Source organism: Sphingomonas yabuuchiae, assembly GCF_001477495.1.
Lineage (GTDB): Bacteria > Pseudomonadota > Alphaproteobacteria > Sphingomonadales > Sphingomonadaceae > Sphingomonas > Sphingomonas yabuuchiae_A.
Genome location: NZ_LDTF01000019.1, coordinates 1 through 18,684, shown reverse-complemented (window position 1 = coordinate 18,684; position 18,684 = coordinate 1). Strand labels below are relative to the sequence as shown.

The window sequence follows — 18,684 nt, the reverse complement described above, 5'->3', positions numbered from 1 at the left end:
GCCCCTCTCTTCCATATCCGTCCTAAAAAGCTCTTAGCACAAGATGATTGGGGTCACATGGTCGTCCGCACCATCCCATTTCGGGAGAGACATTTCGGGAGGGACAGGCCCCCGCTTCGGACCGGTCCCGGCCCATGTCGGTCCCTCGGGGATGCTTGTCCCGGGAACATTGGCGGCATTCGTTCGATCGTGGATCGTCCGAGAAGCGAGCCATGATGACCGACCCCCTGAACGCTGCTGCCCGCGTCATCCAACTGGCCCTGACGCCGATCTTCCTGCTGACCGCCGTGGGATCGCTGCTGAACGTCTTTGCGACTCGCCTGGGGCGGATCAGCGACCGGATCCAGGGATTGAAGAAGGATGGCCGGACGAACGGCTATGAGATGCGCCGCCTGCGCCTGCGCTCGAAGATCCTCGACATCGCCGTCACGCTGACCGCGGCGGCGGGCGCGATGACCTGCTGCGCGGCTATCACCCTGTTCCTGGGGACATTGCGCGACTCGCGCCATGCGGGGGTGCTGTTCTTCTTTTTCGGCGGCGGCCTGATCTGCGCGGTGGCGGGGCTGGCGTGTTTCGTCGGGGAGATCACGATCGCCGGGCGGGCACTTCGCGACGATCATGGCGAAGGCTGATCGGTATATCATCCCGGTGGTGGGTCCGCCGGGACTCGAACCCGGGACCTCTCGATTAAAAGTCGCTTGCTCTACCAACTGAGCTACGGACCCTCCATCGGGGTGGAAGCGACCTAGGGGCGCGGACGCCTGCGGTCAACACCATGTCGCATATGGCGCACAAACCGCCCGTCACGCGGATCGCGCCAGTCCGCCGCGATTGCCGCCAGCGGATGCAGCACGAAGTCGCGCGCGGCATAGGCGATGTGTGGTACGACCAGCCCCGGCGAGCGCCACCGTCCCCCCGACCATAATATGATGTCCAGGTCGATCACCCGCGCCCCCCAGCGCTGCCCGCGCCGCCGCCCGAAATCGCGCTCGATGGCTTTCAGCATGGACAGCATGGCCGGCGGGTTCAGCGGGCTTTCGACCAGCGCGGCGGCATTGGCGAAGGCGCGGATCGACGGCCCGATCGGCGCGGTGGTCAGGATCGGCGACACCGCATGGACGCCCGGCAACGCCGCCAGCGCCGCGCGGATTTCATCGCGCGGGCCGCCATGCCGCCCCGGACGGTTGGAACCCAGTGCGATGGCATAGCTTGTCGTCGTCATGCCCTGCGACTACCCGAGCGCGATGCCCGACGCATCCTTTCCTGTCATCCCGGCGCCCCTGGCCCCGATCCAGCCGCCGCGCGACTGCCCGCTCTGTCCCCGCCTGGTCGAGGTCCGCGAGACCGTCGCCGCCGAATATCCCAATTGGTGGAACGCCCCCGTACCGCCGTTCGGCGATGGCGACGCCTGGCTGGCGGTCGTCGGCCTCGCCCCCGGCAAGCATGGCGCGCACCGCACCGGCCGCCCCTTTACCGGCGATGGCGCAGGGCCGCTGCTCTATGGCACGCTCGCCAAATTCGGTCTGGCCGAGGGCGAGTTCGCCGCCAAGGTCGATGACGGGCTGACGCTGAAGGGTGCGGTGATCCTGAACGCGGTCAAATGCCTGCCGCCCGAGAACAAGCCGACGCCGGACGAGATTCGCACGTGCCGGACGTTTCTGGAACAGGAACTGACCGCGCTGCCCCGGCTGTCGGTGGTCATCGCGCTTGGCGAGATCGCGCACCGATCGGTCGTTAAGTCGCTGGGCGGCCGCCTGCCCAAGGCCCGATTCGCGCATCTGGCCGAACATCGCCTGCCCGGCGGCGGGCCGGTGATCCTCGATAGCTACCACTGCTCGCGCTACAACCAGAATACCGGGAGACTGACGCCCGAGATGTTCGAGGCGGTGTTCGCGCGGGCGATGGCGTTGCGGGGGTAAACTTATTCCTCCCCTGCAAGGGGAGGTGGCAGGGCGAAGCCCTGACGGAGGGGTGTCACCTTCTCGAGAGCGGGACACCCCTCCACCATGCTGCGCATGGTCCCCCTCCCCTTACAGGGGAGGAATTTAGGTTCAGATATCCTGGACCAGCCGCCCGTACAGTTCCGGTCGCCGGTCACGGAAAAAGCCGAACGCCGCGCGGTGGCGCTTCACCCGGTCGATGTCGAGGGTGGCGACGATCACGCCCTCTTCCTCGCGGTCCAGCTCGGCCAGGATGTCGCCGCGCTCGTCGCAGATGAAGCTGGTGCCGTAGAAGGTCTGGCCATGCTCGCAACCGACACGGTTGGCGGCGACGATCGGCACGACGTTGGATACGGCATGGCCGACCATGGCACGACGCCACAGCCGCGCGGTGTCGAGGCTGTCGTCATGCGGCTCGCTGCCGATCGCGGTCGGATAGAACAGGATTTCCGCGCCCATCAGCATCATCGCGCGCGCCGTCTCGGGATACCATTGGTCCCAGCAGATGCCGACGCCCAGCTTCGTCGCGGGGCCGTCCCACACCTTGAATCCGGTATTGCCGGGGCGGAAATAGAATTTCTCCTCATATCCCGGACCGTCCGGGATATGGCTCTTGCGATAGACGCCCGCGACCTTGCCGTCCGGGTCGACCATCGCCAGCGAGTTGTAATGATGCGGCCCGTCCGCCTCGAAGAAGCTGGTCGGGATATGGACCTTCAGCTCGGCGGCCAGCTCCTGCATCGCGCGCACCGCCTGATGCTCGGCGGTCGGCTTGGCGTTGGTGAACAGCCCCTCATCCTCGACGCGGCAGAAATATTCGCCCTCGAACAACTCGGGCGGCAGGATCACCTGCGCTCCCTGGGACGCCGCCTCGCGGACGAGGCGCGACACCTCGGCGATGTTGCGGTCGATATCGGCGGTAAAGGCCAGTTGCAGCGCGGCGACGGTGATCTGGGTCATGGCCCCGCCCTTTAATGGCTCCGCACGCGGGCGTCACCCCGCTTCCGCATCCAGCCGCGTCACGCCGTCAGGCGGGATGCCGGGACGGGATCGAGCAGGATCGAGCGCAGGACCACCGGGTAGAAGCTTTTCATCTTCAGGTCGCACAGCGCCATCAACCGCTGGTTGAGCGCGCGCGTCACCCCGACATATTCGTTCCACCGTTCCTCGATGGCGCGGGCGGTCCAGGTTCCGATATGTTTGGAATAGGTCAGGCGCAGTTCGCGGGTCTCGACCACGACCGCCTCGCATCCGGGAATGCTGGCCATCAGCCGCCGTTCGCGCAGCGGGGTCAGCAGCAGTTCGTCCTCGCTCTTCAGATGCTTGGTGATGACCTGCGCGATTCGGGTGCGGGCCGGGCCCAGCAGCGGCGCGGCCTCGGCATAGCGCAGGTCGAACAGGGCCATGAGAACGCCGACGGCGCGCGCTATGTCCTCGTGTTGCGCACGGAGCAGATTGATGGTGACTTGCAAGACGTGGGGCTCCGATCCCGGACGGGTGAATGTACCACCCTAGCCAACCCACGGTTTATGCACGGTAAAGGGAAAGGCCCGCGCTTCGACGAAGAAGCACGGGCCAGGGAGACATATCAGCCGATCGTCGGAATCTGCTGCGAGATGCAGTGGAAGCTGCCGCCGCCGGTCAGGATCGCGTCGGCGCGCAGGCCCACGACCTGGCGGTCGGGGAAGATCGCCTGAATCGCGGCGACCCCGGCATCGTCATTCTCGCTGCCATAGAGCGGCACCACGACCGCGGCGTTGCCGATATAGAAGTTCATGTAGCTGGCGGGCACGACCTCTTCATCGCGCAGCACGCGGCCCGGCGACGGGATGCCGACGACCTCCAGCCCGGCGGCCTGCGCGTCGCGCTTGGCGGCGGCATAGACCTGCCAATTGGGGTCGTTCTCGGCGGCTTCGGGAATGGCGACCCGGTTGGGGCCGACGAAGCGGGCCAGATTGTCGACATGGCCGTCGGTATGGTCGTTGAGCAGGCCGTTGCCCAGCCAGACGATCCGGGTCAGACCCAGGTCATGGGCCAGCCGCTCGGCGATCTCGCCCTCCCGCAGGTCGGGATTGCGGTTGGGGTTGAGCAGGCACTGGCGAGTCGTCACGACCAGCCCGGTGCCGTCCCCGTCGATCGCGCCGCCCTCCAGCACCCATTCGCAGCGGGTGGCGGAAAGCCCGCGATCCTCGGCCAGACGCGCGCCGACCGTGTCATCGCCGGGCAGGTCGTACTTGCCGCCCCAGCCGTTGAACTGGAACAGCCGGGCCGAGCCGTCGCCGGTGACGATCGGGCCGGTATCGCGCAGCCAGATATCGCCAAAGGGCTGGACGACGACGTCCGCCATGTCGCCCGCCATCGCGCGCGCGGCATCGGCCGCCTCGCCATCGGCGGCGACCAGGATCACCCGCTCGCCCCGGCCATCGGCATGAACGGCGCGCGCGAAGGCCAGCACCTCCTCGCGCGCAGGGTCGAGATCCTCTTCCCACAGCTCCGGATGGCTGGGAAAGCCGATCCATACGGCGTCATGCGGGGCCCATTCGGCGGGCGGGGGCGTGGTCACGGTTGGCGTGGTCACTGGACGTTCTTCCTGCTTTGATCGCGAATGCCGCGAAATTCGGCGGTGGGATACCAGTTGGGCCACAGGCCCGGCCGGTCGGCGAGCGTCCTGCCCAATTGATAATAGACCGTCAAATCCTCGACGGCGCCCGACCAATCCCAGTTGGCGTCATATTCGTCGGCGGGCTTGTGATAGCGGTTGGCCACATAGTCCTCCGCCGCCGCCTTGCCCGCCGCGACGCCGCCCATCACCTTGTCCTGCCCCGACCCGCCATCGAGCATCGGCACGCCCAGCTTGGCGAACGAGAAATGGTCGGAGCGGTAATAGCCGCCACGCTCGGGATTGGCCTCCTCGCCGATATAGCGGCCTTGCGCACCGACCAGCGACTTGGCGATATCCTCGATCTCGGACTTGCCCTTGCCGACCAGCACGAAATCCTTCGACCGGCCGGTGACGTTCAGCCCGTCCATGTTCACCCCGCCCACGGTGCGGGCGAGCGGAAAGACGGGATGCTGCGCATAATAGCCCGAACCGAGCAGCCCGCTTTCCTCCGCCGTCACCGCCAGGAAGGCGATGGACCGCTTGGCCGGGCCCGCCTTGGCCTGCGCCTCGGCCAGAGCGACCAGCCCCGCCACGCCGGTCGCGTTGTCGAGCGCGCCGTTGCAGATATCGTCACCTTCCACCGCGTCGCAGCGGCCCAGATGGTCCCAATGCGCCGAATAGAGGACGTAATCGCCCGGCTCGGTCGTGCCCGGCAGGACGCCAATGACGTTCTTCGATGCCTGGCGCCGGATGGTGTTGGTGAAGCCGCCCGAGAGGGCCAGGCCCAACGGCACCGCCTTGAAGCCCTTTTGCTGCGCCGCCTTGGTCAGCGTGGCGAGGTCCCTGCCCGCCGCCTTCAGGATGCGCTGCGCCACCGGTTCCTGAATCCAGCCGATGACCTGGCTCTGGTCCCGATGGTCGCCCGGCTCGTCCAGCTCCAGTTGCGGCCCGGTCCAGGAGGACTGCACCACCGCCCAGGGATAGGCGGCGGGTTCGGTCTGGTGAACGATCAGCGCGGCGGCGGCGCCATGCTTGGCGGCATTCTCGAACTTATAGGGCCAGCGACCATACCAGGTCATCGCGCGGCCCTCGAACGGCCCCTCGCGCCCCATGGTCTGCCAGTCGGCATCGTTGATCAGGATGACCACCGTCTTGCCGCGCACATCGACCCCGGCATAATCGTCCCAGCCCTTTTCGGGCGCGGTGATGCCGTATCCGACGAACACCAGCTCGCTGTCCTTCACGTCGATGCGCGGAGTCACGCGATAGGTGCCGACGACCATGTCGGTGCGATAGGCGAGCGGGATCGGTGCACCCTTGCCCTTGATGGTGAAGGGCTGGACATCGGTGGCGGTGATCTCGACCATCGGCACGTCCTGGGTCCAGCTGCCCTTGTTGCCGGGCTTCAGACCCGCCTTCTGGAAACGGTCGATGATATAGGCGACCGTCTTGTCCTCGGCCGGGGTGGTCGGCGCACGGCCTTCATAGGCGTCGGAGGACAGGGTCTGCGTGACCGTCTTCAGCGTATCGACCGAGATGGCGGGCTTGTCCTGCGCCATCGCAGTGCCGGACAGGAGGAGGGACAACAGGACCAGACGGCGCATGACAGGCATTCCTCTTATGTTTGGGGATGTTGTGCCCGGCCGCCGATCGCGGGGCAAGGGTGTGCGACGGGGCGGCCTGCCCGCTCCTCGAACCATGGTGTCACCAGCAGATGGGGCATGGCCAGGGCCGCGATACCGGCGAACAGGGCCCGGACGCCGGTCCCCTCGCGATAGACGAAAAATGCCCCCGCCGCCGCCGCGATGAGAAGGGCCGCAAGCAGGATGGGGCCGACCGCCCGAAGATAGGCGCGATGGCTGACGCAACCGATCGCTTGCCGCCGTAGATCGGTCTGCGGAAGCGCGTGCAGAACCAGAAAGCCGATCGAAAAGCCGACCAACGGCGGCAGGACCAGCAACGCGCCGGTGCCGATCAACAGGCGCCCGTCGCGGCGCCGTGCCGCCATGATCAGAACCAGCGCCGTCGCACCGACTCCGGCAACGGTCAGCAGGAAAAGCATGGTCGTCGATATGTCATGGCCTGCCGCGAAGGCGAGGATGTCGCCATAACCCTCGCGATGCAGGATCACCGGCGTCGCCACCAGCGAGATGCCGCGCGCCGTCCGTTCCAGCGGAGCACCACGGGGTGCATCCTCGACCCCGAAATGAATGGCCGAGGCCGCCAGGAACAGGGGCAATGCAATCTGCGGATACCCCGTCCACCACATCAGGCAGATCAGGGACACAGAGATATACAGGAACAGGAACAAGGGGCGCCGATCCGGCGCGACGATCGCCAGATCGCTGGCCCCGTGCGCCATGCCGAGGACACCGATGGCCAGGATCGCAAAGCCCAACTGGATCGGCAACGAACCGGCGGAGGCGGCCAGCGCCGCCCCCACCAACATGGTCCAGCCGATGGCCGGGGCACGGGTCATCAGGCGCGATGGTCGTGCAGCGCCGTCTTCAGATTGGCGGCCGCATAGAAGGCGTAGACGACCTTCGCCAGCACATCCATGATCAGGATCGCCCAGACCGACATCGGATCGCTGATGATCTTCAAGCCTTCCGGCCCGACCAGGAAGACGATCGGGTACAGGAACCAGATCACCGTCAGGAACACGACGTTTTTGCGATAGGCCGTGCCCAGGGCTTCGCCCCGCTCGGCCGCCAGGACGCGCAGCGGCCCCCACAGCAGATACAGCACGCCGACAAAGGCCGCGCACGACCAGAGATACCAGACCCACTTTAACACGGGCACCAGCGCCAGCGACGAGATCAGACCGGTGACGATCATGAGGACGTCGAGGACGATGATCGCGGTCAGATACCCACCGACCTCGCCCGTCTTGCCCCGCTCGTGAAAGGCCAGCAGCACCAGGCTGGCGAGCAGGATCGGCGTCGTGACGGACCAGTCGGCATAACGGGCCAGATAGGTCACCGACCCGTCGATGTTGATCAGCGTGCCGATGCCGAAGGCCATGGCAAGATAGGCCGTCGCCGCGATGAACGGCACGGCGGCATGGAGCAATGTGTGATGCAGCGACGGCGACGTCTTGCTGCCTTTTGCGTATATGGCCAGCGAGGCCAGGGACATGATCGTGAAGCCGATCAGGAACGCCATCCAATCCATCTGCAACCCTCCGGTTCAGGGGCGACGGTGGGCCGACCCATCACCTGAACAGCGCATGGGGTTTGTCGATCCGGCATGACACAAATGTTAGAATTGCAAACAAAAAGGGCGGCCCCGAAGGACCGCCCTTTCCGAAACTTCGGTAAGATCCGAAACTTAGCGCGAATAGAATTCGACGACCAGGTTCGGTTCCATCTTCACCGGATAAGGCACCTCGTCCAGGGTCGGGATGCGGGTCAGCGCGACCTTGGCGTTGCCGTCGGCGGTGACGTAGTCGGGCACTTCACGCTCGGCGAGCTGCTGTGCTTCCATGACCAGCGCCATTTCGGTCGCCTTCGAACCCAGCGAGATCTCGTCGCCGACGAAGCAGCGGCGCGACGCGATGTTGCACTTCACGCCGTTGACGCGGATGTGGCCGTGGCTGACCAGCTGGCGCGCAGCGAAGATCGTCGGCGCGAACTTGGCGCGGTACACGATCATGTCCAGGCGCTGCTCGAGCAGGCCGATCAGGTTCTGCGAGGTATCGCCCTTCATGCGGGCGGCTTCCTGATAGCAGGCCTTGAACTGCTTCTCGGTCACGTCGCCATAATAGCCCTTCAGCTTCTGCTTGGCGCGCAGCTGCAGACCGAAGTCCGACATCTTGCCCTTGCGACGCTGACCATGCTGGCCGGGGCCGTATTCACGCTTGTTGACCGGGCTCTTGGGGCGACCCCAGATGTTCTCGCCCATACGGCGATCGAGCTTGTACTTTGCGCTTTGACGCTTCGACATGTGTAATCCTTGGCAATTACGAACGACGTTGGTCCCGGTATCGCACCATGCAAGCCTTTAGGTGGACAAGCGCAGGCCCACCGCTTCACCGGGATGCGGGGGCAATTGCGAAGCGGCGCGCCTAGACGACGCGCAGCCGTAAGTCAAGCGAAGCGGGCGATCAGCGACCGCTGGCGGTGTTCAGCCGCCCGGTGGCGTTTTCCACATCGTTGCGCGCATTGGCCGCGATCTCGTCCCATTCCGCCTGGGTCTTGCAGATGCGCTTGGACGACAGGCGCGAGCCGGTGGTTTCCTGAACCCGGCAGATCTTCTTTTCCTTCACCGGCGCGGGCGCGGGTTCGGCCTGTTGCCCGGTCAGGGCCAGCAGCAACAACGTGGTCAGCATCGTTCTATCTCCCAATTGGAACGCAGGCGCCATGCTATCCCGCGCGCGGCCCGATCGGCAAGCCGGACTGGACAGCGGGAACGCCGCCCGGCAGAGCCATAATCCATGACCCAGATTCTCGCCGGCCCCGATTGCACCACCATGGCGGAGGTCCGCGCGGGCGTGGACCAGCTCGATCGCGAACTGGTCGCCCTGCTCGCGCGCCGCTTCGCCTATATGGACGCCGCCGCCCGGATCAAACCGACCCGCGACCGCGTGCGCGACGAGGACCGCAAGACCCAGGTCATCGACCAGGCCCGCGCCGAAGCCCGCCGCCTGGGCGTCCCCGAAGCGGTCGTGGCCGACATCTGGGAAGTGCTGGTCGAAGGCTCGATCGCCTATGAACTGGCGGCGTTCGACCGGACGCGGGGGTAAGCTCCCTCCCACCCTTCACATCCCAACCTCCGTTCAGGCCGAGCGAAGTCGAAGCCCACGCCGTAACCGCTACCGCAAGGGCATCGTGGCCAATGCCACCCTTGGCCTTCGACTACGCTCAGGCTGAACGGAGGTTGGGGATTTGTCCCCTTACCGCTGGCGCGGCCGTGCCAGTGTCGACAACACACCGCGCAGCGTCCGCACCTCCTGGCTCGACCAGCCGGGCTTGGTCAGCAGGGTGCGCAGCGTCCGCTTGCTCGCCGGCGTGCGGTCGGGCGGGAAGAAGAACCCGGCATTCTCCAGCATATCCTCCAACTGGCCGATCATCCCGTCCAGCTCGCCCTGCGGCGCGACCTCGGGCAGTTCGACCTCGGGCGGCTGGGCCAGTTCGATCCCCTTGGACCATTCATAGGCGATCAGGATCACCGCCTGCGCCAGGTTCAGGCTGCCGAATTCGGGGTTGATCGGCACCGTCACGATCTTGCGCGCGATGGCGACGTCGTCGGTCTCCAGCCCCGACCGTTCCGGGCCGAACAGAAAGGCCGCGCGACCAACGGTATCGGCATGGATTTCGCGCGCCGCCTCTTCCGGGGTCACGACCGGCTTGGTCACGCCGCGCTTGCGTACCGTGGTCGCATAGACCTGCGCACAATCGGCGACCGCGTCCGCCACGCTTTCATAGACCTTGGCCCGTTCCAGCACGATGTCCGCGCCCGATGCGGCAGGCCCCGCCTGCGGATTGGGCCAGCCGTCGCGCGGGGTGACGAGGCGCATCTCGACCAGCCCGAAATTCAGCATGGCGCGCGCGGCCTTGCCGATATTCTCGCCGAGCTGCGGGCGGACCAGGACGATGACGGGGGGCTGGGACTGGGGCTGGGACACAATTCAATCTTCCGTTCGCCCTGAGCGACGTCGAAGGGCACGTTCGTCGCGCGGTATCGCGGCTTCTGTGAGCGCCGTCCAGTCCGATGCGATCAGCGCGGCCTTCTTGGTGCGGGACCAGCCTTTGATCTGGCGTTCAGCGGCGAGGGCTTCGTAGCGGGTGGGGATTGGGACAAGGGATTGCCTTGGGCTTCGACGCCCGCCACACAGCTCATTCCCCCCGCGGCGCCACTTCCTCGACCGTCCCGGCAAAAGCCTCGAAATCCTTCGCCTCACCGAACTCGCGATACACGCTCGCGAAGCGGATATAGGCCACCGAATCCAGCCCCTTGAGCCCTTCCATCACCATTTCGCCGATCCGCTTGGACGACACCTCGCCCTCGCCGCTGGTTTCCAGCTGGCGCTGGATGCCGGACACCAGCTTCTCCACCCGTACCGGATCGATGGGTCGCTTGCGGGTCGCGATGGCGATGGATCGCAGCAGTTTCTCGCGATCGAAGGGTTCGCGCCGGTCCTCGCTCTTCAGCACGAACAGTTCGCGCAACTGGATCCGCTCGAACGTGGTGAAGCGCGCGCCACAGCCTTCGCATTGGCGGCGGCGGCGGATGGCCGCCCCATCTTCGGTGGGGCGGCTGTCCTTTACCTGACTGTCTTCATGGCCACAAAAGGGGCAGCGCATTCAGATCTTCTTCTTGGCCTTGAGATAGGCATAGCCCGCACCCGCCGCCGCGCCGAAGATCGGGCCGACGAACGGCACCGGGATCGCGACGACGGCGCCGAGCGCGCCCCATTTCGCCATGCTCTTGCCGAGGCCCGGGGTCGACTTGATGTCGTTCTGCACCTCGGAAAACTTCTCGTCGAACTTGGCCATTTGAAACGTCCTTATCCCTGATAGATCGGAAAGCGTGCGCAAAGCTCACGCACACGGGCACGAACGTTTGCCTCGACCTCCGGGTCCCCATGTTCGCCCTTGGCCTTCAGACCGTCGAGCACATCGGCGACCATATGGCCGATCTGCTCGAACTCCGCGACGCCGAAGCCGCGCGTGGTGCCCGCGGGCGAGCCGACGCGGATGCCGCTGGTCTTCATCGGGGGCAGCGGGTCGTTGGGGATGCCGTTCTTGTTGCAGGTGATGCCCGCGCGCTCCAGCGCCTCGTCGGCGTCGCGGCCGGTGATGCCGAGCGGCGTCAGGTCGACCAGCGCCAGATGCGTGTCGGTGCCGCCAGCGACCAGGTTCGCGCCGCGCGCCTTCAGCGTCGCGGCCAGCGTGCGCGCGTTCTCGACGACCGCCGCGATGTAGGTCTTGAACTCCGGCTGCAGCGCCTCGCCGAACGCGACCGCCTTGGCGGCGATGACGTGCATCAGCGGACCGCCCTGCAGGCCGGGGAACACCGCCGAGTTGATCTTCTTGGCGATCGCCTCGTCATTGGTCATGATCATGCCGCCGCGCGGACCGCGCAGCGTCTTGTGCGTGGTGGTGGTCACGACATGGGCGTGACCGAACGGGGTCGGATGCAGTCCGCCCGCGACGATGCCCGCGAAATGCGCCATGTCGACCATGAAATAGGCGCCGACCTCGTCCGCGATGGCGCGGAACTTGGCGAAGTCGATGACGCGCGGATAGGCCGAGCCGCCCGCGATGATGATCTTGGGCTGGCACTCGCGCGCGATGCGGGCGACCTCGTCATAGTCGATCAGGTGCGTCTCGGGGTCGACGCCATACTGGACCGCGTTGAACCACTTGCCCGACAGCGCGGCCTTCGCGCCGTGCGTCAGATGGCCACCGGCGTCGAGCGACAGGCCCATGATCGTGTCACCGGGCTTGGCCAGCGCCAGCATCACCGCGCCGTTGGCCTGCGCGCCCGAATGCGGCTGCACGTTGACGAAGTCGCAGCCGAAAATCTGCTTGGCGCGGTCGATCGCCAGCTGCTCGACCTCGTCCGACGGCGCGCAGCCCTGGTAATAGCGCTTGCCCGGATAGCCCTCGGCATATTTGTTCGTGAAGACCGAGCCTTGCGCCTCCATCACCGCCTTGGAGACGATGTTCTCGCTGGCGATCAGTTCGATCTGGGTCTGCTCGCGTTCCAGCTCGTGCGCGACACCGGCGAAGACGGCGGGGTCGGCATCGGCCAGGGTGCGGGTGAAGAAACCGGCGGGCTGGACGTCGTTAAGCGTGCTCATGAGGGTATCCTTGGCGTTCAATTCTGGGCGGGCGCGGTGGACAGCATGTCGACACGGCGCTGATGACGTCCGCCCTCGAACGGGGTGGACAAAAAGGCTGCGAGGCAGGCCTTGGCCATTTCGTCGCCGATGACGCGTGCGCCCATGGCGATGGCGTTGGCGTCGTTATGCTGGCGGGCGAGCGCAGCCGACAGCGGCTCGGAGACGAGCGCGCAGCGGCAGGCGGGGTTGCGGTTGGCGGCGATCGAGATGCCGATGCCCGATCCGCACAGCGCCACGCCACGCTCGGCGCGACCATCGGCCAGCGCTTCGCCGACCGCGCGGCCGAAATCTGGGTAATCGACGCTGGCATTGCCGTCGGTGCCGAGGTCCAGCACCTCATGCCCCTGGTCGCGCAACCAGTCCGCCAGCACGGTCTTCAACAAGACGGCGGCATGATCGGATGCGATCGCGATGCGCATGGGACGGGCGCTCCTGGCAGGGTCGAATGGAATGCCCGCGCCTTTACGCGCGCACGCGGGCTATGGCTACCCCTTCGCGCAACGGAACGTGCACCAGGGTTGAGGGGTTTTGCGCGCCATGAAGCGCATCCTGATCCTCGCCGCCCTCTCCGCCCTGACCGCCTGCTCGCGCGAGACGCCGGAGGAGGTGAAGAACGCCGCCGCCGCGACGAACACGCCCACCGCAGCCGCCACGGCAGGCCCGGCGGGGGACGGCGCGACCTTCATCGGCCTGCCCAAGCAAAAGGCCCCCGATTATGTCGGTCGCTATGTCGGGGTGGAGGGCATGTACCTGACCATCAGGCACGCCGCGACGCCGGACCGTTACCGCATGGAGATGCAGTGGGACCTCGACAACAAAGGCGAGTTCCGGGGCGAGCAGGTCGGCGACACCATCGTGTTCGAGCGGAACGGCGTCCGCGAAACGCTGCGCCCGACCAACGGCGATGCCACCGGGCTGAAATATCTGGCGGGTAAGACCGACTGCCTGACGGTGAAGGCGGGCGAGGGCTATTGCAAGAAGTGAGGCGCGGCTAGGCTCGCTATCGTCGCCATGATAGGATCGCGACCGTGAACCAACTGGCCCGCCTTTCCCCGGATACCCGCGCGCGCTTCACCACCGCCGAGTTCCTGCGCATGGTCGAGAGCGGCGCGTTCGAGGACATGAAGGTCGAACTCATCGACGGGGAACTGGAACGGATGAACCCGCCCATGGGGGGCCATGCCGCCGCGCAGGCCAATGTCGTGTTCCATCTCGCTCAGGCCGTGGGCGTCGCGCTGGTCCTGGGTGAAACCGGTCTTGTTATCGACGATTCGACGGTCGTCGCCTGCGATGCCGCGCTGCTGCGCCAGCCGATCGCCGAGAACCGCTTCCTGACGCCAGACGATGTTCTGCTGGTGGTCGAGATCGCGCAGACGACGCAAAGCCGTGACATGGGGCTCAAGCGGATGCTCTACGCCCAGGCGAACATCCCGTCCTATTGGGTGATCGACGGGATACGCCGCGTCGTCCATGTCTATGCCGATCCGGTGAAGGGCGACTATAGCAGCGTCCACACGGTGCGATTTGGCGCACCATTGGCCGTGCCGGGAACCGACGCGGCGATCACACTAGATTAAAATCGGGCCTTTAACATTGCGACCACCCCGGCGAAGGCCGGGGTCCAGTTACCCTAACGTTGGTGGGGATAAGCTCGCATCGCTTCGCGCACACCACCCGCTTCGCCGCAACTGGGCCCCGGCCTTCGCCGGGGAAGAATGAAAAAGATGGAGCCCCTTACGCCGCTATCTTCAACTCGAGCCGCTCCCAGATTTCGACCAGAGCCGACACTAGTTCCGCCATCATCGCCTCGTCATGCGCGGGGCCGGGGGTGAAGCGCAGTCGCTCGGTGCCGCGCGGCACGGTCGGATAATTGATCGGCTGGACGTACACGCCATATTCGGCGAGCAGGATGTCGCTGATCTTCTTAGCCTTGACCGGATCGCCGACCATCACCGGCACGATATGCGTCTCGCCCAGCATCACGGGCAGATTCGCCGCGGTCATCATCGCCTTCAACTTGGCGGCCGCGGCCTGCTGGCCTTCGCGCTCGACCGAGCTTTGCTTCAGGTGGCGCACGCTCGCCAGTACGCCCGCGACCAGCACCGGCGACAGCGAGGTGGTGAAGATGAACCCCGGCGCATAGGAACGGATCACGTCGACGATCATCCGGTCGGCCGCGATATAGCCGCCCATCACGCCGAACGCCTTGCCCAGCGTCCCCTCGATCACGGTCAGCCGGTGCGCGACGCCGTCGCGCTCCGAAATGCCGCCGCCGCGCGCGCCGTACATGCCGACCGCATGGACCTCGTCCAGATAGGTCAGCGCGTTATACTTGTCGGCGAGGTCGCAGATCGCCGCGATCGGGGCGACATCGCCCTCCATCGAATAGACGCTCTCGAACGCGATCAGCTTGGGCACCGCCGGATCGGCCGCCGCCAGCAGTTCCTCCAGATGCGCCAGGTCGTTGTGGCGGAAGACCTGCTTCTCGCAGCCCGAATTGCGAATTCCCGCGATCATCGAAGCGTGGTTCAGTTCGTCGGAAAAGATCACGCAGCCCGGCAGGATCTTGGCCAAGGTCGCCAGCGTCGCCTCGTTGGAGACATAGCCGCTGGTGAAGAGCAAAGCCGCTTCTTTGCCGTGCAGGTCGGCGAGTTCGCCCTCCAGATCGACATGATAATGGGTGTTGCCGCCGATGTTGCGCGTGCCGCCCGAGCCCGCGCCGACGTCGTGGAGCGCTTCCTCCATCGCGGCGATGACCTTGGGATGCTGTCCCATCGCCAGATAGTCGTTGGAGCACCAGACGGTGATCGGCTTGGGTCCGTTATGCCCGGCAAAGCACCGCGCATTGGGAAACATGCCCTTGTTGCGCAGGATGTCGATGAAGACGCGGTAACGTCCCTCGGCGTGCAGGCGGTCGATCGCCTGGGTGAAGACGCGGGAATAATCCACGCGCACGTCCGTGCCTTCGATGCTCATGGAGCGGGAATGTAGGCGCAAGCCGCGCATGAATCGAGTCGGGAACTGCGCTCACTGTGATCGATCATGGTGGACATATTGTCCCAAGCGGCGATCGGTTCCTGATGCGGGTGGTTCTCAGGCTCGCTAGCCTTGTCCCCCACCTCCGTTCAGGCTTACAGCGCCTCGATCCGCGCAAAGCCCCGCGCCGCCAAGCCGGGGGCGAGTGCCTGCTCCCGGGGCCCAAGTCGCGTGAATACGGCCACGCCCTCGCCCCGATCGGCGGGCCAGTCCTGTCCGTGCGTCAAAAACGCGATTCGCCGCGCGATGCCTGGTCCGCCATCGACGAAGCGCACCGCATGCGGTGCCGCCGCCGCCAGTTCCGCCTCGACCAGCGGGAAATGGGTGCAGGCATTGACGATGACATCGATCGATTCGCCCCCCTCTTGCCCGAACAGCCCGTTCAGCACCGCCGCGAAGGATTCGGGTGCCAGCGTCTCGCCGCGCAGCTTCGCCTCAGCCAGTTCGACCAGTTCGGCCGAGCCGTGCCGGATCACCCGGCAGTCACCGGCGAAGCGCGCGGCCAGATCGTCGACATAGGCCTGCCGCACGGTCGCGCGGGTGCCGAGCACGCCGATGGTGCGCGTCCCGCTCATCGCCGCCGCCGGTTTGATCGCGGGCACGGTCCCCACGACGGGCAGGTCCAGCGCCGCCCGCACCGCGGGCAGCGCGATGGTCGAGGCCGTGTTGCACGCGATCACGATCAGGCGCGGCCGATACCGCTCCGCCAGTCGCCCGAGCAGCGCGGGCACCCGACCTGCGATCTCGTTCTCGGTCTTCTCGCCGTAAGGAAAGCCCGCACTATCGGCGACATAGACGAAGGGCGCGCTTGGCAGGGCGGCGCGCGCGGGCCCCGCGATCGACAGCCCGCCCACACCGGAGTCGAAGAACAGGATGGGACGCGCATCGCTCATATCCGCCCCTTAGACGTCCCGCAGCATCGAAACCAGAGCCGCGCCGGATTGGACAGGCCAGCACGCATGTTCTATATCTGTCCCGGAGCACAGGGGAAGACTATTGCCGACCGAAATCATCTGGGGGCCGCCCACCTGGGCCTTGCTGATCGGCTATCTGCTGGGATCGATTCCCTTCGGAATCATCCTGACCCGCGCGGCGGGCGCGGGCGATCTGCGCAGCATCGGGTCGGGCAATATCGGCGCGACCAACGTCCTGCGCACCGGCCGCAAGGGCCTGGCCGCCGCGACGCTGATCCTCGACTTGCTGAAGGGTGTCGCCGCCGTCTTGCTGGTCCGCCACTGGTTGCCCGGTGAGGAAGTGCTGGCGGCGGCCGCCGCGTTCGTCGGGCATTGCTATCCGATCTGGCTGAAGTTTCGCGGCGGCAAGGGCGTGGCCACGCTGATGGGCGTCGTCACCGCGCTCTACTGGCCGCTGGGTCTCGTCTATGCGGTCGTCTGGCTGGGCCTGCTCGCCACGCTGCGCATCTCGGCCGTGGCGGGGATGACGGCGGCGGTCAGCGCACCGCTGGCGGCGGCGGTGATGGGCCGGTTCGACCTGGTCCTGCTGCTGATCGCGCTGGCGCTGATCGTCGTCTGGAAGCACGGCTCGAATATCGAGCGGCTGCTGGCCGGGACCGAACCCCGTATCGGCAAGAAGCGTGACTGACGCCCGGTTCGCACAGCTTCGGCTGTTGCGGACGCATGGCATCGGACCCGTTACGTGGCGGCAGTTGATGGCGCGCTTCGGCGAGGCGCAGGCCGCGCTCGACGCCTTGCCCCATCTCGCCCGGCGCGGCGGCGGCGTGGCCCCCAAGGCCGCCGAGCCGGCGGTGATCGCGCGTGAGATCGAGGCGGTCGCGCGGCTCGGCGCGCGTCATGTCCTGCTGGGTGAGGCCGATTATCCCGCGCTGCTCGCCGAACTCGACACCGCCCCGCCCGCGCTGATCATCCGCGGCGACATCGGGCTGGCGCAGCGCGGCGGCGTGGCGCTGGTCGGTGCGCGCAACGCCTCGGCCGCGTCATGCCGTTTCGCCCGAGGGCTGGCGCAGGACCTGGCGGCCCAGCACGTACCCGTCACCTCCGGCCTGGCGCGCGGCATCGATACGGCGGCGCATATCGGCGCGCTGGAGGGCGGCACCATCGGCGTCATCGCCAGCGGCATCGACATCGCCTTCCCGCCTGAAAACGCCCGGTTGCAGGAGGAGGTCGCCACGCGCGGCCTGCTGATCGCCGAGCAGCCGCCGGGGACGCAGCCACTCGCCCGCCACTTCCCCTCGCGCAATCGGATCATCGCCGGCCTGGCGCAAGGGACCGTCGTGGTCGAGGCCGCGCCGCGCTCCGGCTCGCTGATAACCGCACGCCTGGCGGGCGAGGCGGGGCGCGAGGTGATGGCGGTGCCCGGCCACCCCGCCGATCCGCGCGCGCAGGGGTGCAACATGCTGATCCGCGAGGGGGCGACGCTGATCCAGTCGGCCGCCGATATCCTCGAACAAATCCGCCCCATCGACGCCCGCATGGTCCGCGCGCCCGAGAACCGCTACACGCCTCCGCCGCCGCAAGAGGCGAACGACGCCGATCGCGCGCGCGTCACCGACCTGCTCGGCCCGGTGGCGGTGACGGTCGACGAACTGATCCGCCAGAGCGCCCGCCCGCCCGCCATCGTCCAGACGATCCTGCTGGAACTGGAACTGGCCGGACGGCTGGAGCGCCATGCGGGCGGGCGGGTGGCGCTGACGTGATTCAGACCGAACGCCTGACCCTGCGCCCCTACACGGTCGCGGACTATGACGCCTATGCCGCGATGGTCGCCGATCCGGTCGTGGTTCGCCATGCCGGTACGCCGATGACCGGCGAGGAGGCGTGGATGCGGCTGCTGCGCTTCATCGGCTACTGGTCGGTGTTCAGCCACGGGCTGTTCGCCGTTCTGAATCGGAAAACCGGCCAGTATCTTGGCGAGACCGGATTCATGGATTTCCGACGAGAGGTCACGCCCCGGCTAAATACCATGCCCGAGGCCGCCTGGGTCTTCACCAGCGCCGCGCATGGCAAGGGCTATGCGTTCGAAGCGGCGACCGCCGCGCATCGCTGGATGGACGAGCATCATGCGCCGCCCGCGACCCAGTGCATCATCTCACCCGCCAATCTTGAATCGATCCGGCTGGCGGAGCGGCTGGGCTACGTCCTGCACGACCGGCCGACCTATCGGGGGGAGGCGCTGCGATTTGTTCGAACGCGCTGAACGTGGCCTTCGACGCCCCGCCACCTCCGATCCAACCCCGCTTGACCTCCCCCCGACCCCCTCCCCATCCTCGCGTACACACG

The 18,684-nt window shown here is 66.7% G+C and carries 24 protein-coding genes and 1 tRNA gene; 8 read left to right on the top strand and 17 right to left on the bottom strand.

The genetic code is table 11. The features are described from left to right. The first annotated feature begins 212 nt into the window (after window positions 1–212). Complete coding sequence (locus NS355_RS05455; RefSeq protein WP_244489566.1) at window positions 213–632, top strand: DUF2721 domain-containing protein; 420 nt, start codon at window positions 213–215, stop codon at window positions 630–632. Window positions 633–649: 17 nt separating this feature from the next. Here NS355_RS05455 and NS355_RS05450 read toward each other — a convergent pair. Continuing rightward, window positions 650–725: transfer RNA gene (locus NS355_RS05450), tRNA-Lys, on the bottom strand. A 20-nt stretch (window positions 726–745) separates the two neighbouring features. Further along, window positions 746–1,222: a 2-amino-4-hydroxy-6-hydroxymethyldihydropteridine diphosphokinase gene (folK, locus tag NS355_RS05445; protein WP_058744773.1), complete on the bottom strand. Its 477-nt coding sequence runs from the start codon at window positions 1,220–1,222 to the stop codon at window positions 746–748. Window positions 1,223–1,244: 22 nt separating this feature from the next. On the opposite strand from folK, the gene NS355_RS05440 reads away from it, so the two are divergent. Next, complete coding sequence (locus NS355_RS05440; RefSeq protein WP_058744795.1) at window positions 1,245–1,919, top strand: uracil-DNA glycosylase; 675 nt, start codon at window positions 1,245–1,247, stop codon at window positions 1,917–1,919. A gap of 132 nt (window positions 1,920–2,051) precedes the next feature. Here the strand turns inward: NS355_RS05440 and aguB are convergent, their stop codons facing one another. From aguB to NS355_RS05400, 8 genes are all read right to left on the bottom strand, one after another. Next, the gene (aguB, locus tag NS355_RS05435; protein ID WP_058744772.1) at window positions 2,052–2,900 is read right to left on the bottom strand and encodes an N-carbamoylputrescine amidase; all 849 of its coding nucleotides are present in this window, start codon (window positions 2,898–2,900) and stop codon (window positions 2,052–2,054) included. Window positions 2,901–2,959: 59 nt separating this feature from the next. Next, the gene (locus NS355_RS05430; RefSeq protein WP_056431983.1) at window positions 2,960–3,412 is read right to left on the bottom strand and encodes a hypothetical protein; all 453 of its coding nucleotides are present in this window, start codon (window positions 3,410–3,412) and stop codon (window positions 2,960–2,962) included. 116 nt (window positions 3,413–3,528) lie between these two features. Next, window positions 3,529–4,503 (bottom strand): agmatine deiminase family protein, encoded by a 975-nt coding sequence (locus NS355_RS05425; protein WP_058744794.1) that lies wholly within the window; start codon window positions 4,501–4,503, stop codon window positions 3,529–3,531. Between the two features lie 11 nt (window positions 4,504–4,514). Next, a complete protein-coding gene (locus tag NS355_RS05420) occupies window positions 4,515–6,146 on the bottom strand; it encodes a M28 family peptidase (RefSeq protein WP_058744771.1) in 1,632 nt (543 codons plus the stop codon). 14 nt (window positions 6,147–6,160) lie between these two features. After that, entirely contained in the window at window positions 6,161–7,021 is an 861-nt protein-coding gene (locus tag NS355_RS05415) for a Brp/Blh family beta-carotene 15,15'-dioxygenase (RefSeq protein WP_084787561.1), read from the bottom strand. Continuing rightward, complete coding sequence (locus tag NS355_RS05410) at window positions 7,021–7,716, bottom strand: bacteriorhodopsin (protein ID WP_058744770.1); 696 nt, start codon at window positions 7,714–7,716, stop codon at window positions 7,021–7,023. The genes NS355_RS05415 and NS355_RS05410 overlap by 1 nt, the downstream gene beginning before the upstream one ends. A gap of 156 nt (window positions 7,717–7,872) precedes the next feature. Then, the gene (gene rpsD, locus NS355_RS05405) at window positions 7,873–8,487 is read right to left on the bottom strand and encodes a 30S ribosomal protein S4 (RefSeq protein WP_058744769.1); all 615 of its coding nucleotides are present in this window, start codon (window positions 8,485–8,487) and stop codon (window positions 7,873–7,875) included. A gap of 160 nt (window positions 8,488–8,647) precedes the next feature. Then, on the bottom strand, window positions 8,648–8,872 hold the full coding sequence (locus NS355_RS05400) for a hypothetical protein (RefSeq protein ID WP_042490487.1): 225 nt from the start codon (window positions 8,870–8,872) through the stop codon (window positions 8,648–8,650). A 105-nt stretch (window positions 8,873–8,977) separates the two neighbouring features. Between NS355_RS05400 and NS355_RS05395 the strand changes: the two genes are divergently transcribed. Beyond that, a complete protein-coding gene (locus NS355_RS05395) occupies window positions 8,978–9,286 on the top strand; it encodes a chorismate mutase (protein WP_058744768.1) in 309 nt (102 codons plus the stop codon). A gap of 150 nt (window positions 9,287–9,436) precedes the next feature. Here NS355_RS05395 and NS355_RS05390 read toward each other — a convergent pair whose 3' ends face one another. From NS355_RS05390 to rpiB, 5 genes are all read right to left on the bottom strand, one after another. Beyond that, window positions 9,437–10,168 (bottom strand): RNA methyltransferase, encoded by a 732-nt coding sequence (locus NS355_RS05390; RefSeq protein ID WP_058744767.1) that lies wholly within the window; start codon window positions 10,166–10,168, stop codon window positions 9,437–9,439. Between the two features lie 211 nt (window positions 10,169–10,379). Continuing rightward, window positions 10,380–10,847, bottom strand: a complete 468-nt coding sequence (gene nrdR / locus NS355_RS05385; protein ID WP_058744766.1) for a transcriptional regulator NrdR — start codon at window positions 10,845–10,847, stop codon at window positions 10,380–10,382. Next, window positions 10,848–11,039: a hypothetical protein gene (locus NS355_RS05380; RefSeq protein WP_058744765.1), complete on the bottom strand. Its 192-nt coding sequence runs from the start codon at window positions 11,037–11,039 to the stop codon at window positions 10,848–10,850. It lies immediately after the preceding gene. Between the two features lie 11 nt (window positions 11,040–11,050). Beyond that, a complete protein-coding gene (glyA, locus tag NS355_RS05375; protein WP_058744793.1) occupies window positions 11,051–12,349 on the bottom strand; it encodes a serine hydroxymethyltransferase in 1,299 nt (432 codons plus the stop codon). Between the two features lie 17 nt (window positions 12,350–12,366). Continuing rightward, window positions 12,367–12,810: a ribose 5-phosphate isomerase B gene (gene rpiB / locus NS355_RS05370; RefSeq protein WP_058744764.1), complete on the bottom strand. Its 444-nt coding sequence runs from the start codon at window positions 12,808–12,810 to the stop codon at window positions 12,367–12,369. Window positions 12,811–12,928: 118 nt separating this feature from the next. On the opposite strand from rpiB, the gene NS355_RS05365 reads away from it, so the two are divergent. Beyond that, complete coding sequence (locus NS355_RS05365) at window positions 12,929–13,375, top strand: hypothetical protein (protein WP_058744763.1); 447 nt, start codon at window positions 12,929–12,931, stop codon at window positions 13,373–13,375. A gap of 44 nt (window positions 13,376–13,419) precedes the next feature. Next, window positions 13,420–13,968 (top strand): Uma2 family endonuclease, encoded by a 549-nt coding sequence (locus NS355_RS05360; RefSeq protein ID WP_058744762.1) that lies wholly within the window; start codon window positions 13,420–13,422, stop codon window positions 13,966–13,968. Window positions 13,969–14,125: 157 nt separating this feature from the next. Here NS355_RS05360 and hemA read toward each other — a convergent pair whose 3' ends face one another. Together hemA and murI are read right to left on the bottom strand one after the other, a co-directional pair. Beyond that, window positions 14,126–15,367 (bottom strand): 5-aminolevulinate synthase, encoded by a 1,242-nt coding sequence (gene hemA, locus NS355_RS05355; RefSeq protein WP_058744761.1) that lies wholly within the window; start codon window positions 15,365–15,367, stop codon window positions 14,126–14,128. Window positions 15,368–15,522: 155 nt separating this feature from the next. Further along, entirely contained in the window at window positions 15,523–16,320 is a 798-nt protein-coding gene (murI, locus tag NS355_RS05350; protein WP_058744760.1) for a glutamate racemase, read from the bottom strand. Between the two features lie 103 nt (window positions 16,321–16,423). Here murI and plsY point away from each other — a divergent pair, with 103 nt between their 5' ends. The 3 genes from plsY to NS355_RS05335 are packed head-to-tail and all read left to right on the top strand — an operon-like array spanning window position 16,424 to window position 18,601. Beyond that, complete coding sequence (gene plsY, locus NS355_RS05345; RefSeq protein ID WP_058744759.1) at window positions 16,424–17,029, top strand: glycerol-3-phosphate 1-O-acyltransferase PlsY; 606 nt, start codon at window positions 16,424–16,426, stop codon at window positions 17,027–17,029. Next, the gene (dprA, locus tag NS355_RS05340) at window positions 17,022–18,101 is read left to right on the top strand and encodes a DNA-processing protein DprA (RefSeq protein WP_058744758.1); all 1,080 of its coding nucleotides are present in this window, start codon (window positions 17,022–17,024) and stop codon (window positions 18,099–18,101) included. The genes plsY and dprA overlap by 8 nt, the downstream gene beginning before the upstream one ends. After that, window positions 18,098–18,601: a GNAT family N-acetyltransferase gene (locus NS355_RS05335; RefSeq protein WP_058744757.1), complete on the top strand. Its 504-nt coding sequence runs from the start codon at window positions 18,098–18,100 to the stop codon at window positions 18,599–18,601. The genes dprA and NS355_RS05335 overlap by 4 nt, the downstream gene beginning before the upstream one ends. Window positions 18,602–18,684 lie beyond the last annotated feature (83 nt).

Coding starts and splice junctions, on each gene's coding strand:
- NS355_RS05395 (WP_058744768.1), top strand. CDS start 8,978: ATGACCCAGATTCTCGCCGGCCCCGATTGCACCACCATGGCGGAGGTC.
- NS355_RS05440 (WP_058744795.1), top strand. CDS start 1,245: ATGCCCGACGCATCCTTTCCTGTCATCCCGGCGCCCCTGGCCCCGATC.
- rpsD (WP_058744769.1), bottom strand. CDS start 8,487: ATGTCGAAGCGTCAAAGCGCAAAGTACAAGCTCGATCGCCGTATGGGC.
- NS355_RS05410 (WP_058744770.1), bottom strand. CDS start 7,716: ATGGATTGGATGGCGTTCCTGATCGGCTTCACGATCATGTCCCTGGCC.
- NS355_RS05380 (WP_058744765.1), bottom strand. CDS start 11,039: ATGGCCAAGTTCGACGAGAAGTTTTCCGAGGTGCAGAACGACATCAAG.
- hemA (WP_058744761.1), bottom strand. CDS start 15,367: ATGAGCATCGAAGGCACGGACGTGCGCGTGGATTATTCCCGCGTCTTC.
- rpiB (WP_058744764.1), bottom strand. CDS start 12,810: ATGCGCATCGCGATCGCATCCGATCATGCCGCCGTCTTGTTGAAGACC.
- aguB (WP_058744772.1), bottom strand. CDS start 2,900: ATGACCCAGATCACCGTCGCCGCGCTGCAACTGGCCTTTACCGCCGAT.
- NS355_RS05400 (WP_042490487.1), bottom strand. CDS start 8,872: ATGCTGACCACGTTGTTGCTGCTGGCCCTGACCGGGCAACAGGCCGAA.
- nrdR (WP_058744766.1), bottom strand. CDS start 10,847: ATGCGCTGCCCCTTTTGTGGCCATGAAGACAGTCAGGTAAAGGACAGC.
- glyA (WP_058744793.1), bottom strand. CDS start 12,349: ATGAGCACGCTTAACGACGTCCAGCCCGCCGGTTTCTTCACCCGCACC.
- NS355_RS05420 (WP_058744771.1), bottom strand. CDS start 6,146: ATGCGCCGTCTGGTCCTGTTGTCCCTCCTCCTGTCCGGCACTGCGATG.
- murI (WP_058744760.1), bottom strand. CDS start 16,320: ATGAGCGATGCGCGTCCCATCCTGTTCTTCGACTCCGGTGTGGGCGGG.
- NS355_RS05455 (WP_244489566.1), top strand. CDS start 213: ATGATGACCGACCCCCTGAACGCTGCTGCCCGCGTCATCCAACTGGCC.
- NS355_RS05365 (WP_058744763.1), top strand. CDS start 12,929: ATGAAGCGCATCCTGATCCTCGCCGCCCTCTCCGCCCTGACCGCCTGC.
- NS355_RS05415 (WP_084787561.1), bottom strand. CDS start 7,021: ATGACCCGTGCCCCGGCCATCGGCTGGACCATGTTGGTGGGGGCGGCG.
- folK (WP_058744773.1), bottom strand. CDS start 1,222: ATGACGACGACAAGCTATGCCATCGCACTGGGTTCCAACCGTCCGGGG.